16 protein-coding genes are annotated in these 16,487 nt (G+C 37.7%); 9 read left to right on the top strand and 7 right to left on the bottom strand.

Annotated features, from left to right (window positions below):
• The first annotated feature begins 7 nt into the window (after positions 1 to 7).
• The 7 genes from cyoE to dnaB all read left to right on the top strand — a co-directional run bounded on the left by cyoE (position 8) and on the right by dnaB (position 6,795).
• Positions 8 to 886, top strand: a complete 879-nt coding sequence (cyoE, locus tag F994_RS04050; RefSeq protein ID WP_004648830.1) for a heme o synthase — start codon at positions 8 to 10, stop codon at positions 884 to 886.
• Between the two features lie 113 nt (positions 887 to 999).
• Complete coding sequence (locus F994_RS04045; RefSeq protein ID WP_004648829.1) at positions 1,000 to 3,111, top strand: PA5441 family protein; 2,112 nt, start codon at positions 1,000 to 1,002, stop codon at positions 3,109 to 3,111.
• A 7-nt stretch (positions 3,112 to 3,118) separates the two neighbouring features.
• Positions 3,119 to 3,871, top strand: a complete 753-nt coding sequence (locus F994_RS04040; RefSeq protein ID WP_004648828.1) for a DUF3142 domain-containing protein — start codon at positions 3,119 to 3,121, stop codon at positions 3,869 to 3,871.
• Between the two features lie 144 nt (positions 3,872 to 4,015).
• Positions 4,016 to 4,402: a 30S ribosomal protein S6 gene (rpsF, locus tag F994_RS04035; RefSeq protein WP_004648827.1), complete on the top strand. Its 387-nt coding sequence runs from the start codon at positions 4,016 to 4,018 to the stop codon at positions 4,400 to 4,402.
• Positions 4,403 to 4,413: 11 nt separating this feature from the next.
• Positions 4,414 to 4,641 (top strand): 30S ribosomal protein S18, encoded by a 228-nt coding sequence (gene rpsR, locus F994_RS04030; RefSeq protein ID WP_004648825.1) that lies wholly within the window; start codon positions 4,414 to 4,416, stop codon positions 4,639 to 4,641.
• A 9-nt stretch (positions 4,642 to 4,650) separates the two neighbouring features.
• The gene (gene rplI / locus F994_RS04025) at positions 4,651 to 5,097 is read left to right on the top strand and encodes a 50S ribosomal protein L9 (protein WP_004648824.1); all 447 of its coding nucleotides are present in this window, start codon (positions 4,651 to 4,653) and stop codon (positions 5,095 to 5,097) included.
• Positions 5,098 to 5,349: 252 nt separating this feature from the next.
• Complete coding sequence (gene dnaB / locus F994_RS04020; RefSeq protein WP_004648823.1) at positions 5,350 to 6,795, top strand: replicative DNA helicase; 1,446 nt, start codon at positions 5,350 to 5,352, stop codon at positions 6,793 to 6,795.
• 85 nt (positions 6,796 to 6,880) lie between these two features.
• Here dnaB and F994_RS04015 read toward each other — a convergent pair whose 3' ends face one another.
• Complete coding sequence (locus F994_RS04015) at positions 6,881 to 7,297, bottom strand: DUF4259 domain-containing protein (protein WP_004648822.1); 417 nt, start codon at positions 7,295 to 7,297, stop codon at positions 6,881 to 6,883.
• A gap of 431 nt (positions 7,298 to 7,728) precedes the next feature.
• On the opposite strand from F994_RS04015, the gene alr reads away from it, so the two are divergent.
• Positions 7,729 to 8,796 (top strand): alanine racemase, encoded by a 1,068-nt coding sequence (gene alr / locus F994_RS04010; protein ID WP_004648821.1) that lies wholly within the window; start codon positions 7,729 to 7,731, stop codon positions 8,794 to 8,796.
• 96 nt (positions 8,797 to 8,892) lie between these two features.
• Here the strand turns inward: alr and F994_RS04005 are convergent, their stop codons facing one another.
• From F994_RS04005 to F994_RS03990, 4 genes are read right to left on the bottom strand one after another with little or no spacing between them, the layout of a single operon-like run.
• Complete coding sequence (locus tag F994_RS04005; RefSeq protein WP_004648820.1) at positions 8,893 to 9,627, bottom strand: proteasome-type protease; 735 nt, start codon at positions 9,625 to 9,627, stop codon at positions 8,893 to 8,895.
• Between the two features lie 26 nt (positions 9,628 to 9,653).
• Positions 9,654 to 10,433 carry a transglutaminase family protein gene (locus F994_RS04000; RefSeq protein WP_004648819.1) on the bottom strand — a complete coding sequence of 260 codons (780 nt, stop codon included), beginning with the start codon at positions 10,431 to 10,433 and terminating at the stop codon, positions 9,654 to 9,656.
• A complete protein-coding gene (locus tag F994_RS03995; RefSeq protein WP_004648818.1) occupies positions 10,430 to 11,032 on the bottom strand; it encodes an alpha-E domain-containing protein in 603 nt (200 codons plus the stop codon). Before F994_RS03995 ends, F994_RS04000 begins: the two co-directional genes overlap by 4 nt.
• A gap of 24 nt (positions 11,033 to 11,056) precedes the next feature.
• Positions 11,057 to 12,613 carry a circularly permuted type 2 ATP-grasp protein gene (locus F994_RS03990; RefSeq protein WP_004648816.1) on the bottom strand — a complete coding sequence of 519 codons (1,557 nt, stop codon included), beginning with the start codon at positions 12,611 to 12,613 and terminating at the stop codon, positions 11,057 to 11,059.
• A 196-nt stretch (positions 12,614 to 12,809) separates the two neighbouring features.
• On the opposite strand from F994_RS03990, the gene F994_RS03985 reads away from it, so the two are divergent.
• Positions 12,810 to 13,808 carry a helix-turn-helix transcriptional regulator gene (locus tag F994_RS03985; protein ID WP_034696521.1) on the top strand — a complete coding sequence of 333 codons (999 nt, stop codon included), beginning with the start codon at positions 12,810 to 12,812 and terminating at the stop codon, positions 13,806 to 13,808.
• 507 nt (positions 13,809 to 14,315) lie between these two features.
• On the opposite strand, the gene F994_RS03980 is transcribed toward F994_RS03985, so the two are convergent.
• Complete coding sequence (locus F994_RS03980; RefSeq protein WP_004648814.1) at positions 14,316 to 15,359, bottom strand: alpha/beta hydrolase; 1,044 nt, start codon at positions 15,357 to 15,359, stop codon at positions 14,316 to 14,318.
• Positions 15,360 to 16,487: a YdcF family protein gene (locus F994_RS03975; protein ID WP_004648813.1), complete on the bottom strand. Its 1,128-nt coding sequence runs from the start codon at positions 16,485 to 16,487 to the stop codon at positions 15,360 to 15,362.

The raw sequence follows: 16,487 nt of genomic DNA, 5'->3' as shown, positions 1-16,487 counted from the left end.
GATTGTCATGCTGAAAAAGTATATATTCCTGACTAAACCAGGAATTCTCTTTGGTAACTTTGTTACCACTTTGGGCGGCTATTTCTTAGCCGCTCAAGGTTCTGTAGATTTCCTTTTATTGCTTATTACCCTCCTTGGTACAACTTTAGTTGTTGCCTCTGGTTGTGTGGTCAATAACGTTATTGACCAAGACATCGACCAAAAAATGCAGCGCACACTAAACCGTGCGATGGTTAAAAAAACAATCTCTCCTTCTGTTGCGCTAGCTTATGCTTTTGTATTGGGTGCGATTGGTTTTAGCATTTTATGGTTCTGGGTAAATGCGTACGCTTTTTTATTTGCAGTGATTGGTTTTGTAGTTTATGTGGTTTTTTATAGCCTCTGGACAAAACGCACAACAATTCACCAAACCGTTATTGGAAGTATTTCTGGTGCAAGCCCACCAGTGATTGGATATACCGCTGTTAGCCATGAATTTGACTTAGCTGCCTTAATTATTTTTATTGGTTATGCACTTTGGCAAATGCCACACTCGTGGGCAATTGCAGTATATCGTTTTGATGACTACAAAAATGCCGGTGTTCCGATTCTTCCTGTAGCACGTTCTATTTTACGTACTAAAATTGAATCACTGATTTATGTTGTTTTATTTACCATCACGATGAATGCTTTATATGTATATGGTTATACAAATTGGCTTTATCTTGTGATTCTAAATGCATTATGTATTTACTGGTTTTATATTGGTGTACTTGGATTTAAAGCTGAAAATGACCAATTATGGGCAAAACGTTTTTTCCTATTTTCAGTTATTCTCATTACGATTGTAAGCTTATGCTTTAGTTTCACCTCACAAGTACCCACAACACAAATCGTGTTTTTTTAAAAAAGATAGAGTTCTACTCTATCTTTTTTTTTATTTTTTGCTCCTAGAATTATTTCACTACAACAATCCAGTTGCTAATATTGCAACCAAAATTATAAAGTTACTTTTTTCATATGAACTCTAAACTTAATATATTACGCCACACTATTTTTACGTCTTTATTTCCTGTATGCATTTTTTATTCAGGCCTTGGGCATGCCGGTGCTGACATTTACTGCGAACCAAGCACCATACTTCAGAACAACGAATATACTGCTTGTAATAATTTACCCACACTTACACCTGCCAACGATAACCAAACCAATCTACTCTTATTACTCAGTGATTTAAATTTAGTCAGTATTTCGACCACAGCCGAAAAAAGATCTCTTTGGGATACTAATTATAGTGATGTTCCTTTTGAAACCAAACAACTCACCTCATCTGCTCAAAATAGAGCATTCAATGCACGTAAGTTTGTGGCAACAGATATAGATCCTTATCAAGAACACTGCAATTCCATGACCAAAGGCAGTTCTGATTTTATTCAACAGGTGAAAAATGATCGAGCAATACCCAGTGCTGAAAAGGATATTTTAATTCGTGAACGTAACAAAATTTCTGAATGTGAAAAACAAATTAGTTTAATTAATGTTAATCCAAACTGGACAGTGACTACACGTCAATATGCATCCTACTTAAATGCAACGATTGCTTTTTATAATACTAACTTTTCTACAGCAACTAAGATTTACTCCCTACTCACCAATGTAAATAATCCTTGGTTAAAAGAAACAACTCAATACATGTTAATTCGCAGCAATCTAAATGCTGCTTTTCAAAGTGGTGTTGGCGAGTATGGAGATCTTCAACGAGAGAAACTTAATCCAACCCTGCTTAAAGAGCTCTTTAACAGTATTACTCAATATCTAAAGCTATATCCAAACGGAGAATATGCCGCTAGTGCGCGTGGTCTATTACGTCGTGGTTATTGGTTAAATGGTCGACATGATTTATTGGTCAATGAATTTGTCTGGCAAATCAACAATCCAAAATCTAAATTTTATAACCTTGAAATGAATAATGTTGCTTATGAAATAGATCGCCACGTTTTTCAAAATAGCAACTTTAATGTTCAAAATTTAAAGGACCCTCTGTTGCTGGCCATTTATGACTTAATGCAAATGCGTAAGCCAGAAACAGCAGATGATAAAGTCATCACATGGACACAGCTCAACAGTCAAAAAGAAATATTTAAAAACCAACCTGAACTGTTTCAGTATTTACAGGCCAATCATTTATTCTTTATTCAAAATAAACCGCAAGAGGCCTTAAATCTACTTCCTAAAGATAATCCTAGTGCCATAAACAACTATCTACAACTCAGTCAAGTTTTTCTAAAAGGAAGAATTATTGAAAAATTGGAGAAATCTCAATCTACGCAACACTATTGGGAATCCTTCCTCGCAAAAGCGAAAACAGCTGATCAACGTGGATTATTTGAATTAACGCTATATCCTTATTATTTAAAACAACAAAATGTAGATGCTTTTATCGGTTCAAACGCCAAAATTAAACAGGCCTCTTTACAAAAAAGCTTTATTTCTGAATCTGCCAATGAAAATAGTCTGATGAAAATCATTCAGACCACAACAAGTACAGAGCATAAGAATTTAGCCCTATACACAGCCCTGAATAAATCTTTAGTCCATCAAAATTACAATTTATTTAATCAGGCTTATGCAGCCCTACCGAACAATGTCAGCCAGTTTAATCATAACGAAAATGCGGCTGAAAAATTTCGTAGTCAGCCCCCTTTGGCCAATTTCATTTGGAAAGGCACAACCATTACCCCGCAAATTAAATGCTCTGATTTAAAAACCCTGACTCAAAAACTGGCAGACACCCCTAAAGACGTAAATTTACAACTATGTTTGGGTGAATATTTTAGAAGTGAAAATGGTTATATGCTCAGCTCATTCACTTATAGCGAGAAGGAAAGCCCAACGTTTCAGGGTTCGATATTTACTCGTGGACAAGTCTATAAAGAGATAATTAAAACTCAGCCCAATGGTGAATTAAAAGCCTACGCACTTTATCGTGCGATCCAATGTTATGCACCCTCAGGTTTAAATGATTGCCAAGATCAAGAGGTTGAAAAATCCGTAAGAAAACAATGGTTCGATCAAATCAAACGTGATTACCCCAATACGACTTGGGCAAAATCATTAAAATTCTATTGGTAAATTACAGATGCTACAGCGGATTCACTCGATTATTATTAGTTTACTTTGTGGCTTGAGTTTAATCGCATGCCAACCGAGTCAATCTGCTTCAGCTAAAACCATGGTTGATGCCAATCAGTACGCTAGTTTTTGGATTTGGGGAAATATTTCCACTGCTGCTTATTTAAAACAAGCCAAAGAGCTTTATATTTTACAAGGCGAAATCCGTTTAGATCAATCTACACAAAGTTCAATCTTCACTCCTCAAGGTGTCTCAATTCTCAAAATACCGCATCAAAAAGTTTGGCTAGTCTATCGAAACCATCATTTAAACTGGCAAAAATCTGAATTAGAAAAAATTTTAACCCGCATCAAACAGTGGGAAAATGCGGGAAATCAAATTCAAGGCATTCAAATTGACTTCGATGCAAAGACAAAAAATCTAAAGCAATATGCCCTATTTCTTCAAACATTAAGAAAGCAATTACCTAAACAATATCAAATCAGTATTACTGGTTTACTCGACTGGACCAATGTTCAAGATGCGCAAGTTTTAAATTTGCTACGACAAAATATTAATGAACTGGTCATCCAAACGTATCAAGGCACAAGCACAATTCCAAATTATCAAAGCTACTTAAAACGAATTTCCGCTATGCATTTACCTTATAAAGTGGGACTGGTACAAAATGGGCAATGGATTAACCCAGCCTTTATACAGCAAGATCCTCAATTTAAAGGCTATGTGGTTTTTCTATTACGCTCGAAGCCACGTATATAAATTCAGTATTTCAGAAAGCTGCTCTTGTAATTTTAGCTTAAAACCACTAAAATTCACGCTTCGCAAATTTTGCGACACAACCTCGGTTGTGACTCCTTGCCTCCGAATTTATTTAGAGGCTGTATAAACCGTAAGGAGCTGACAATGCGTCACTACGAAATCGTACTTTTGGTACATCCAGACCAAAGCGATCAAGTTGTGGGTATGGTAGAACGTTACCTAACTCACATCAAAGAAGCTGAAGGTCAAATTCACCGTTTAGAAGATTGGGGCCGCCGTCAATTGGCTTACCCGATTAACAAAATTCATAAAGCTCACTACATTTTAATGAATGTTGAATGTGGTCAAACTACGCTTAATGAATTAGAAGAATTGTTCCGTTATAACGATGCAATCCTTCGTAATGTTATTATTCGTCGTGAACATGCAATCACTGAAGAGTCATTGCTTGCTAAAAGTGCTGAAGAAAAACGTGCGCGTAAAGCACAACGTGAAGAAGCACAACAATCTCAAGATTCTGCTGAAGCATAAGGAGAACATAAATGGCACGTTTTTACCGTCGTCGCAAGTTCTGCCGCTTTACAGCTGAGAAAGTTGCTTACATCGACTACAAAGATATCGATACTTTAAAACAGTACATCACTGAAAATGGCAAGATTGTTCCTAGCCGTATTACAGGTACTAAAGCTCGTTACCAACGTCAATTAGCGCTTGCTATTAAACAAGCTCGCTACTTGTCTTTGATCCCTTACACTGACAATCATAAGTGAGGTTGAGCTGTGGATATTATCTTACTACAACGCATTAAAAACCTTGGTAAATTAGGCGATAAAGTTTCAGTTAAAGCTGGTTACGGCCGCAACTACCTTATCCCTCAAGGTCAAGCAGTAGCAGCGACTGAGTCGAATACTGCTGCTTTTGAAGCTCGTCGTGCTGAACTTGAGAAAGCTGAAGCTGATGTTTTAGCTGCTGCTCAAGCACGTGCTGACCAATTAGACGAAGTTAACATCGTAATCACTGCTAAAGCTGGTGACGAAGGTAAACTATTCGGTTCTATCGGTACTCGTGACATCGCTGACGCGTTGACAAATGCTGGTCTTGAAGTTGACCGTGCAGAAGTTCGTTTGCCGAACGGTGCACTTCGTCACACTGGCGAATTCAACATCGCAATCCAATTGCACCATGATGTTGTTGCTGAAGTTCTCGTTACTATCGTATCTGAGTAATTTTCTGCAAGAAAAAGAGCATGCTTTTGCATGCTCTTTTTTTATCTCTGAAAATAGTCAAAATAGCTTGTATGGTTGTAACAATAAGCCGTTAGCACAACTTATTTTGACTGCTTTTAGATGAATGAAATTTTCGATTCGCATTTTTTTTAAGAGCGCGTATTATCTGTTTATACGAAAATATTTGAAAATTTATTCTTCGTGCCACCTTTCTAAATTACTCATTTATTGCATTTAAAATTAGGGTTTTATATGTCACAGGCGAATGCCAATGCTACGCTTAACTCATCTAAAGTAGATAATAAAAGTAATGAGCCTAGCCAACTAAAAGAGTTTCGTACTCCACCGCACAACTTAGCAATTGAACAAGCTGTGCTTGCAGCGCTAATGACTGTGGCTGAATCTTTTGAACAAGTTGGTGATGTACTCAGTGAAAATGATTTTTATGCGACACGACATAAATATATTTTTCGTGCGATTGAAAAGTTAACCCAAGAAAACTCACCATATGATGCCGTTTTGGTCAATGATTGGCTCATCAAACAAAACCTATTGGATGCTGTAGGTGGTGAAGAATATTTGATGCAATTGATGGCAGATTCCCCTTCTAGTTTTTATAACTTAGAAACCTATGCCAATAAAATTAAAGAATTTTCAACCTTGCGCAGCATGATTAAAGTCAGCTCTGAAATTTTACAAAATGCCTATGACACCAAAGGTCGTAGTGTGAGTGAAATTTTAGATCTAGCCGAAACGAATATTTTCTCTATTGCTGAACAACATAATAACAATGCTAAAGCTCAAGGACCAAAACCAATCAATGCTGTCGTTGCCGATGTTTTTGACAAGTTAAATGAACTGTCACAAATGGAAGGCAGCATTACAGGTTTAACTTCAGGTTTTATGGAACTGGATAACAAAACCTCTGGCATGCAATCAGGTGACTTGATTATTGTTGCTGCACGTCCTTCTATGGGTAAAACCACGTTCGCGATGAACTTAGTGGAAAGTGTTTTATTTAACTGCGACTTGCCTGCTCTGGTTTTTTCCATGGAGATGCCCGCAGATTCGATCGCCATGCGTTTAATTTCAGCTTACGGCAAGGTTCATCAAGGACACTTACGCTCTGGTAAATTAGATGGCGATGAATGGTCGAAAGTGACTGGCACCATTTTGCAATTGCAGGAAAAACATCTATATATTGATGATTCCTCAGCCCTACCACCGACAGAATTACGAGCGCGGGCGCGTCGTATTGCCAAAATGCATGGTGGTAAAATTGGCTGTATTATGGTCGATTACTTACAATTGATGAAAGTGCCAGGTATGGGTGATAACCGTGTTGGCGAGATCTCAGAAATTTCACGAAGCTTAAAAGCACTGGCTAAAGAAATGATGTGCCCTGTCATTGCATTATCTCAGCTCAACCGTTCACTAGAAAACAGACCCAATAAACGTCCTGTGATGTCCGATCTTCGTGAATCAGGTGCAATCGAGCAGGATGCTGACTTAATTATGTTTATTTACCGTGATGAAGTTTATAACAAAGAATCCAAAGAAGCAGGCACAGCGGAAATTATTATCGGTAAACAACGTAACGGTCCAATTGGTACTGTTCGTCTAGCGTTTGAAGGTCAATATACGCGTTTTAGTAACCTTTCACCTGAATTTTATTCTCAATATAATGATGAAGAATAATTTCTGCACTCTACAAAAATAAAAAAACGGACATTTAGCTGTCCGTTTTTTATTACCCTGTTAAATCAGGTCTAGATAAAAGCATCTAAAGTTTAGCTTTTAAAAGTTCTCTTAATTCATCAACATTGACTATCCACTGGGTATATTCATCTGAATCTTGCCAAAGTTCATCTAACTCTGAGTCTTGGGTAGTCAATAAATCCAATGCTCGAAGTGCTTTTGGAATAAGAAGATTATTCGGTTTAATCGTGAGTTTTGTTAACCACGCGTCAATTTTTTCCGTATAAGTATCATCTTGTGTTCCTTCCCCCAAAGCTTGAGCAAGCACCTCTGCTGCTGCATAAGCCTCACAAGCAATATCGGCATCAATGTATTCTTCTGCAAATTCAATAATTTGATTAAAAGCTTTTTCAACAATTGAAAAATCTGAACTCTCTTCTAGTTCATCAGCCCAATCGTTTGCAGTATCATTACCAAATGGTTCATGCGACCAAGCGCCCATAATGTGTCCTTTTTATATAAATAGAAAATATTGTTATCACTGTTTTTATTTAAAGCTCAGTTAAGCTTTTCTTTAAAACCAGCTTAAAACAAGGGTTGGTTGACGTTTACTGTTCAAAAAAATAGCGCGTCCGTGAAATAGCTTTGCCGAAGCAAATTTACGCCTCGTTAGACTAAAATAAAATGCTGAAAAATTGTCAAACCCCAAAAGATTATATGCAAAGTCTAAGTTTGATCTAAATTAACTTTTAATAAAATTGTTTAAACTTATGTCCATTTTTAACTGATAAGACTACAATAATTCAATATTTTCATGATAAATATTTTATCAATCCCACTGAAATTATTCATTTAAATCTCTCAAAAATTCATTCAACGTCTGGGTCTTACCCTCTCGTAATGTATTATTTGTAACCCCAAGGAGTAACTAGGGTGCGCCAAGCAACAGTTTATATTGACAGAGAAGCCCTGCAATATAATTTAAACCGTGTTAAACAACTTGCACCAACTGCTCAAATTATGAGTATGGTTAAAGCCAATGCTTATGGACATGGAGTCAAAGACTGTTTAGCAGCCTTAAGTGGAACGGATGCTTTTGGTGTCGCCTGTCTTGAAGAGGCACTTGAGATTCGAGAACTCGGCTATCAACAACCCATTACGCTCATCGAAGGTGTTTTCTCTGAAGATGAAATGCAGGTTGTGGTTGACAATAATCTTGAGTGTATCGTACATCAACAACAACAATTGGATTGGCTACGCGCACATAAAGATGCTTACATTGCTAAAAACTTAAAAGTTTGGGTCAAACTAAATAGTGGTATGAACCGCTTAGGTTTTAAAGTAGCTGAAATTATTGCAATCATTAATGCACTCAAAGCAGAAGGTTTTACCTGTGTTCTTGCCATGCATTTTGCCAATGCAGATGCCGAAAATCACCCTTTAAATGAGCAACAAAAAAATCAATTTTTACACGTCAAAGAAGCTTGCGCTCCAATTATGGCTTCGTGCTGTAACTCAGCCGCAATTTTCAAATGGCCTGAATTGAATTTTGATTTTGTTCGCCCCGGTATTATGCTGTATGGTGCCTCTCCATTTGCAGATCAAACGGCTGATGATTTAGATCTTAAACCCGTCATGACCTTCAGCGCAGCAATTATTGCATTGAATACCATTCAAGCAGGTGAATCTGTAGGTTATGGTTCGCACTTTGTTGCAACCGAAGAAATGCAGCTGGCGATTGTGTCAATTGGCTATGGTGATGGCTATCCACGTGCCTTTCCAAAACAAAACTATGTTTCCATTCAAGGCCAAACCACACCTGTGATTGGTCGTGTCGCTATGGACATGATTGCCATTGATGTCACTGGGTTAAATGCACCTTTAGGGACTGAAGTCGAACTTTGGGGTAAAAACCGCTTGGTCGATGATGTTGCCCAAGCCAATGGCACCATTGGTTATGAACTGTTGTGCCGCTTAAGTGCTCGCCCAATCAGAAAGTAAAAAATTGAAGTTAAAAAACCCAAGTTAAACTTGGGTTTTTTATTAAGCTCAGCCGCTAAGCTAAGTCCTTATATTTGTATCATAAATAGCAAAATATCATTCTAAATAATCATTGGTCGGGATTGGCAATTCTTGCACACCACGGCGTAAAGTATCGGACCATTGTTTACTCAACTGCCTAAAATAGGGATCTTCTTCATAGATACGTTTGCCATTTGGAATATGCAATGAATCTTTTTTATAAACAATGGTATCTAGTGGCATTCCAACTGAGACATTGGAACGTAACGTAGAATCAAAAGAAATCAAACAACAGCGCACTGCCTCATCTAAGGGCATTTCATAAACCAAAGCTCGATCTAATATAGGCTTGCCATATTTACTTTCTCCAATTTGAAAATACGGCGTGTCTTCTGTTGCATTAATAAAGTTACCCTGAGAATAAATATTATAAAGCTGCATATCTGCACCTTTAATTTGCCCACCAAGCAACAGGCTACAAGAATAATTATTATGCTCATCGGTGTCAGCCGTGATATCTGAAATCACTTTTCTTAATGTTTGACCGACCAATTCGGCAATCTCAAACATCGTATTCACACTATATAAATTCGGTTCTTGCCTCAGTTCTAAATGATTATTTAGATGACTAATGACCGCTTGAGTTGTCGCTAAATTACCAGATGTTTGTATGCTTATAAATCGCTCGCCTTCTACACCAAACGTATAGAGCTTACGAAATACCGAAATATGATCCACACCCGCATTGGTACGTGTATCACTCACAAAAACTAACCCATCTTTCAAACGTAGCGCACAACAATACGTCATTAACAACTCCTATGACCTTCAAATTTTCAGCAAGCGAGTACTTGAACAATAGAATTCATAGACTCAATACCACCACGCTCTCTTATACCTCGAACAGGTGCAACATCCCAATAATCACGACCTATTGCCACATAAATATGTGAATTTAGCGTAAATAATTGGTTACTTGTATCAAAACAATACCACGTATTGTCAAAAAAAACCTCTGCCCAAGCATGACTTGCAAGGTGAGAAGTATTTGCTACAAATAAATACCCCGATACATAACGTGCGGGTAAACCCAAATACTTACACATGGCGATAAAGACATGGCTATGATCTTGACACACCCCTTGCCGATGTTGGAAGGCATCAATCGCAGAGGTTTGCACTGAGGTCTGATCAGGCACGTAAGGAATATGCTGTAAAATTGCTGTAGATAAATGAATTAAATGTTCTCGGGTTAAATATGGCACATGCCGCTTGGCAAAATCTTTCATTTCAGCATTACACAAAGTATTTGCTGTAGGTTGCAAAAATAAATTTGGATTGATGGGTATATCAATCCCAAATTGGGTGTGAGGATTCATCTCGATGATCCCCTGCGCCATAATCGTCATTTGCTGATAGGGTTGTCGCTGTGAACTGGTAATCCAAATATTATTAAATGCATCCGCCTTAATTTCTTTCTGACCCGGCACACTCACATCCCAACACTGCACCTGCTGATGTACATTGCTCATCGGGGTCATTTTAATATACTGAATACTGTTACATGCCTGATCACTATAGCTATAGTGAGTTTGGTGGTTAATCATCAACTTCATACATCCACCTCAAATAAATGCTGAATATGATCACTAAATTGATAAAAATTCATACTATCTGGAGTTAATTTAAGTTGCTGCCATGCCTGATTCAACCCATTCCAACCAATCTGATGCAAAAAACCGACAATGTGATCAATCTTTTCGAGTGTGCTCAGCTGGTCTTGTTTCAAGCGAATTTGTCGGTCTAACTGTTCTATATTTTGACCCAAAGTAAAAAACAGGAAAATATCTTCAGGCTCTGCTTCTAAAACCTCATGACACTCTCCAGCAACATCACAGATATACGCTGCATTTTCATTGGCATTTTTAATGAGTTGATTTAGTTCAGCATAGGCTTTTGCGGAAAGCACTCCACGTAAATCTTGTACATTATCTTTTGCGTATTGAAACTGTTGATGAAAGGATGAAGGTTGTTCTGTATCCAGTAATAAAGTATTTAACGAGCTTGCATCAAAAGCGGGCAAGCAAAAAGCATGTGCATATCCCAACGCATCTTGGTTATCATAAAATGGAAATTGACCACATAAATATTGAATACGAGTTAAATATCGACCTAACCAAAAAATATGTTGAGCATTGCTATTTAATAAAATCATAATTTCATCCCCATGGTTAAGTGTTTATGAATGAAGATTATCGACAACCCATGTGTCTTTAACTCCGCCACCTTGTGAAGAATTCACCACTAAAGAACCCGCTTGCATTGCCACACGTGTTAAGCCCCCCGGAACGATTTCCGTACGATATGGCGAACTTAAAACGAATGGACGTAAATCAATATGACGTTCTGCCACACCATAATCTGTCATTGTTGGACAAACAGATAACTCCAACGTCGGCTGCGCAATATACAAATGCGGCGCTGCAATAATTTTATCTCGAAATAGTTCAATTTGATTTTTCGAGGATTGTGGACCAATCAACATGCCATAGCCCCCGGAACCTTGAGCTTCCTTCACCACCAGCTCAGCCAAGTTAGATAATACATAATCTAAATCTTGAGCTTCACGGCATTGATACGTTGGTACATTTTTTAAAATTGCGTCTTCACCCAAGTAAAAATGAATCATTTTATCCACATATGGATAGATGGATTTATCATCAGCCACGCCAGTACCCGGTGCATTTGCAATCACGACATTGTGATTTAAATAAGCGGACATTAAGCCAGCAACACCTAAGGAACTATTAGGCAGAAAACATAAAGGATCTAAATATTCATCATCGACTCGACGATAAATTACATCAACCTGCTGCCTTCCACGAATCGTTTTGACATAAACCTTATCGTTCTCTACAAAAAGGTCACGCGATGTCACTAAAGGCACATCCATTTCCCTTGCCAAGAAAGAATGTTCATAATATGCGCTGTTATAACGTCCGGGTGTAAGTACCACGATAAAAGGTCGGTCTACATAGGCATTTTCAGCCAAAATTTCTTTGAGTAATTGTGGATATTGCTCAATGCCTAAAATATTATTTTGCTGACACAATTCAGGCATAAGTTTTTGGCTGATTTTTCGACTTTCTAGCATATAAGAAACGCCCGAAGGTGTTCTTAAATTATCTTCCAAAACATAAAACTCACCATGTCGGTCACGAATAATATCAATGCCGCTAATTTGACTATAAATTTTACCTTTCAAGTCATGTGCATACATATGCGGTTGATAGGCTTCATGCGTCAGTACTTGTAACTCAGGGACAATATTGGCTTTTAAAATATCTTGTTGATGGTAAATATCGTGTAAAAATAAATTCAGCGCGCGAACCCGTTGTGCACAGCCAAGTGCAACTTTATTCCATTGCTTTTTCTCAATTACACGTGGGATTAAATCATACGGAATGGTTCGTTCAATCCCTTCAGATTCGCCATATACGGTAAAGGTAATCCCCTCATATAAAAAGTGATCTTTAGCGGTTTGATTTAATGATTTTAATTCTTCAATCGTATGTTGTGATAACCACTGCTCGATTTTGTTACAGGTTTCACCCGACATGCTGTGATCATCAAGCAATTCATTGAAAAAATGTGATTTAAGTTGTTGAAATAAAGTATTTTCTTTAGGCGAAGTTGTAAATTGAGTTGTTCCAGATGTATTCACATTTAATCCAGCATCATTAGGAAAACGTTCTAGCGTCGAAATCGAATTTGTATCTTGATTTTCTTTAAGCATACAAACCTCATCATTGTTATCTATTGTAAGTAAGATTAAGCAACAAGCATGCCAATCAGCGATAAACACTTTTGCTTCTTTATCCATCCAATATAGAACGTTCCAACTGGAAAAGCTTGGAAAAATATTCAGTTTTTTTATTGTGTTCGGCATGCAATGGAGATATAAACAAGCTACTCGATTTTTAATTTCAGTTATGTCTTCACAAGAAAAAGAAACATCCAATAGTCTGTACCGACAATGGCAAATTTTATCTCGCCTTTCTACTGGAAAGTGGATGGGTACTCGAGAATTACAAGAAATTTTGCAACGTGAAGGTATTGATATCAGCCTGCGCACCATTCAGCGTGATTTAAATCAAATCTCGCTACGTTTCCCTATTGAAAGTAGTAAAACGGTCCCTCAAGGTTGGCGTTGGCGTTCAGATGCGCCAATTCAAAGCTTACCGCATATGACCAGCTCTCAAGCAGTGACGTTCATGATGGTAGAGGAACATTTAAAGCACTTACTGCCACCAAGTCTAATTGAAGAAATGAATCCATGGTTTGATTTGGCACGTCGTAGCTTATCCACTCAGAACAATGTACGCCAATGGATTAATCGGGTGCGTATTGTTCCAGCGAATCAACCTCTCATTCCTCCCCTAGTCGACAAATTGGCCCAACAAGCCATTTATGAAGGTTTACTGCAAGACAAACAATTAGAGTGTGTTTATCAAGGACGTAGTCATTTAAGCGAAGAAAAAACCTATACGTTAAATCCTTTAGCATTGGTACAAAAAGGTGCGATTATTTATTTAATTTGTACCCGCCATGATAAAACTGACATTCAAACTTTTGCCTTGCACCGTTTTAAATCAGCCATTGTTTTAAACTCACGTGCAATGCATCCGATTCACTTTGACATTGATGCTTATATTGACTCTGGTGCATTAGGTTTTAGAGTAGATTATAACAAGCCAACCGAAAACATTGCTTTAGAGTTAACCATGTCTGAAGAAGATGCACATTATTTTGATGAAAGCCAACTTAGCAAAGACCAAACCATACAGAAACTGGAAAATGGTTTAGCACAAATTACCGCTACAGTACCTTTCACTTCACAACTGGTTTGGTGGTTAAGAAGCTTTGGCAATAAAATTCAACATATTGAACCGATTGACCTATCTAATGCAGTACGTCAAATTACAGATTAAACCAAGTCATTGAAATAAAAAAAGTCCCAATTGCTGGGACTTCAAAAGCATTATCATTGTATGTTTCTTTTATTGTCGTTACTTTGTGCGAAGGAAGTATCAAACTTTATTTTTTCACCCCAATATAAAGTTTGATGATTACTGATTTTGTTGGTGCAGTTGAGCTTTAGCAAGCTAGATCTCCACTGTTATACCGTATTGATTTCATTGTCATATTAGCGACCTCTTGTGACTAAACTAAAACCAATGTAACGCAGCATAAAACTTTTGAGAAATCATAAGATCAGCAAATTAAAGCTGAATTTTTATTAAGCATTTATTGTGAACTTTTATCAAATCTCAGCTATAAATAAAAACGTATGCAAAACTCAAATAAGTAAAACCTTTGTTTCCCATTTCAAATTTTCTGATCTAAAAGGACATATTTTTAATCAAAAAAAGAGGTCATATTGATCTGACCTCTTTTTATACTTAGATTCTCAAACGAAGTGCAACTGCGATAAAGTTTTAATAATAACCATCTGAACTTTGTGCATGTAAAAAGGCAGGAATTAAACCAGTCAATGCTGCACGAATATCCGCACGTTCATTAATCAATTGATGAGAACCTTCTTCTAACATCAATAAGGTTTGAAGTCGAAACTTACGACGAATAAACTCAATATTGTAACGCCAGTCGACTGTCTCATCTAACGCACCTTGCGCCAACCATACAGGAATACGACATGCTGGACGCGCTTCCATCTCTTGCATCCATTTCGACATTGCTAAAATCCAATCCATGCCCATCATCCGCGGCTGTAAAGGATCTTTTAAACGCACAAAGCGTAGAAACTCAGGATTGTGGTTATTACGTCTAAAATGACGCGGCACTTGACGTTTAATGCGTCGAATAATGCCCAAGCCAACCGAATTATGCCACCAAGCGGATTTCGCAGGTCGAATCAGCGGAGAAAGCAATAAAACGCGCTCTACATAAGGGTTTTCACGGCGCTGTGCAAAATCCAATAAATGATGCAACCAAATTGCCCCGCCTGTGCTTTGTCCAATGCCTAACCACGGTTTAGGCAATTGACTGGCATTTTTCACATATTGGTATACTGCATGTAAAACATGTTGGTAATGATCAAAGTTTTTAATGTTCGCAGGCGAACCATCACTTAAACCATGACCGGGTAAATCATAGGTAATTACACTAAAACCCTGTTCCAGCAATTCAGCAATAATCGGCTGATAAATACCGCTATGTTCTAAATAACCATGCAGTAAAAATACCGTCCCACGGATTTGATCAAACGGTAGGTTTTCTAAATTCGGTTGAAAGACTTGGACATGCAATTTAAATAAAGGCATTTGCACATAGCCTTGCCACTGCTCACACGCTAATAAATTTAAACCATACAGCTTACGATAAGCCTGAATTTCAACCGAAGGTTGATAAGGTCGATTGAGATTTAATGCTTCCAGTAATTGTGGTGTAGTTTCTCGACTCGGAACAGGTAAATCTAACTGTTTTAAAATCGTTGGATTTAAAAATGGGATATCTGACATTTAAGGCACCTCCCGACAGTCACTTGAACCAAACCAAACATCACGAATCGTGGCTAACATTTCATAATTCGCACGGCGACTATGATCATAATTCTGCTGACTTGGACGCCAATTAGTCAACTGTGTTGGCATCGGTGCTTCAACAGGTACGGTTTCAATACCATTTAATGCAAATAAACGACGTGTACGCGGCATATGATAACGATCTGTGATTAAAATCACCCTCGGTGCTCCACCCTTTTTTTGTAATAATAACGAGCTAAAACGCGAGTTTTCGCAAGTATTCATGCTTCGGTCTTCCAGTAATTTTGCATCCACATCATATTTCTTTAACCATCGCTGCATATAAGGCGCTTCTACACCACTTAAAACAATCGGCAGTTGATATTGTTTTTCTATCGCTAAAGTCTTTTCTAAGCGTAGCCGTGTGTAATCATTGACCACAATATCTTGACCATTCTTATCTAAAGTGAGTCCACCACCCAATACCACAATGGCATAAGGTTTTGAACTTTGCGGTTGAGGCTGTGCATTCTGTTCGTGAATTAATGCAATATCTTGATAAATCGTTTCATCTACAGGTTCTTGAGCAACCACTTGCTCTGCAATTTTATGCGTGCGAAGAAATTCTACATATTTTTCCATTAACGCTTTATTTTCAGTACTGTTCAAATCCAATAAATCTTTAACCACTTGTGTCGGATCTACTTGTTCTACTTCCTCATCCACTGTTTTTGCAAGTAACGGAATACGTGGTTTTTCCTGTTCATCCTTTTCTTGCTGTTGTGCTTCCTCAATCATTTGTTGTAAGGCTTTATATCGCGCTTGAATCACAGTCAAATCTTGAGAATTATGACTTTGTATCGCTTCTTCCATCAACTTTAAATAGGCTTGGCGTGCAATCCACAGTTTAGAACCCGGCTCTAAATTCTCATGTTCACTTAATGCTGCCATTTGTTGGCTTTTTGCTGCAACTTGATTGACTTCGACAGGAACAAAATGATTCAGCCCCTTAACGACCCACTGCGAATAAAATGGCGAATAAATCAAAACCATAAAACAGCCGAACAGTACAAATAACACAGAAGCTATTTGTACCAATCGAACCATCCAATGTGTTTTCGCCAT

Origin of the sequence: Acinetobacter bohemicus ANC 3994 (assembly GCF_000367925.1) — a bacterium.
GTDB lineage: Bacteria > Pseudomonadota > Gammaproteobacteria > Pseudomonadales > Moraxellaceae > Acinetobacter > Acinetobacter bohemicus.
This window is presented reverse-complemented; position numbering and strand designations above follow the sequence as displayed.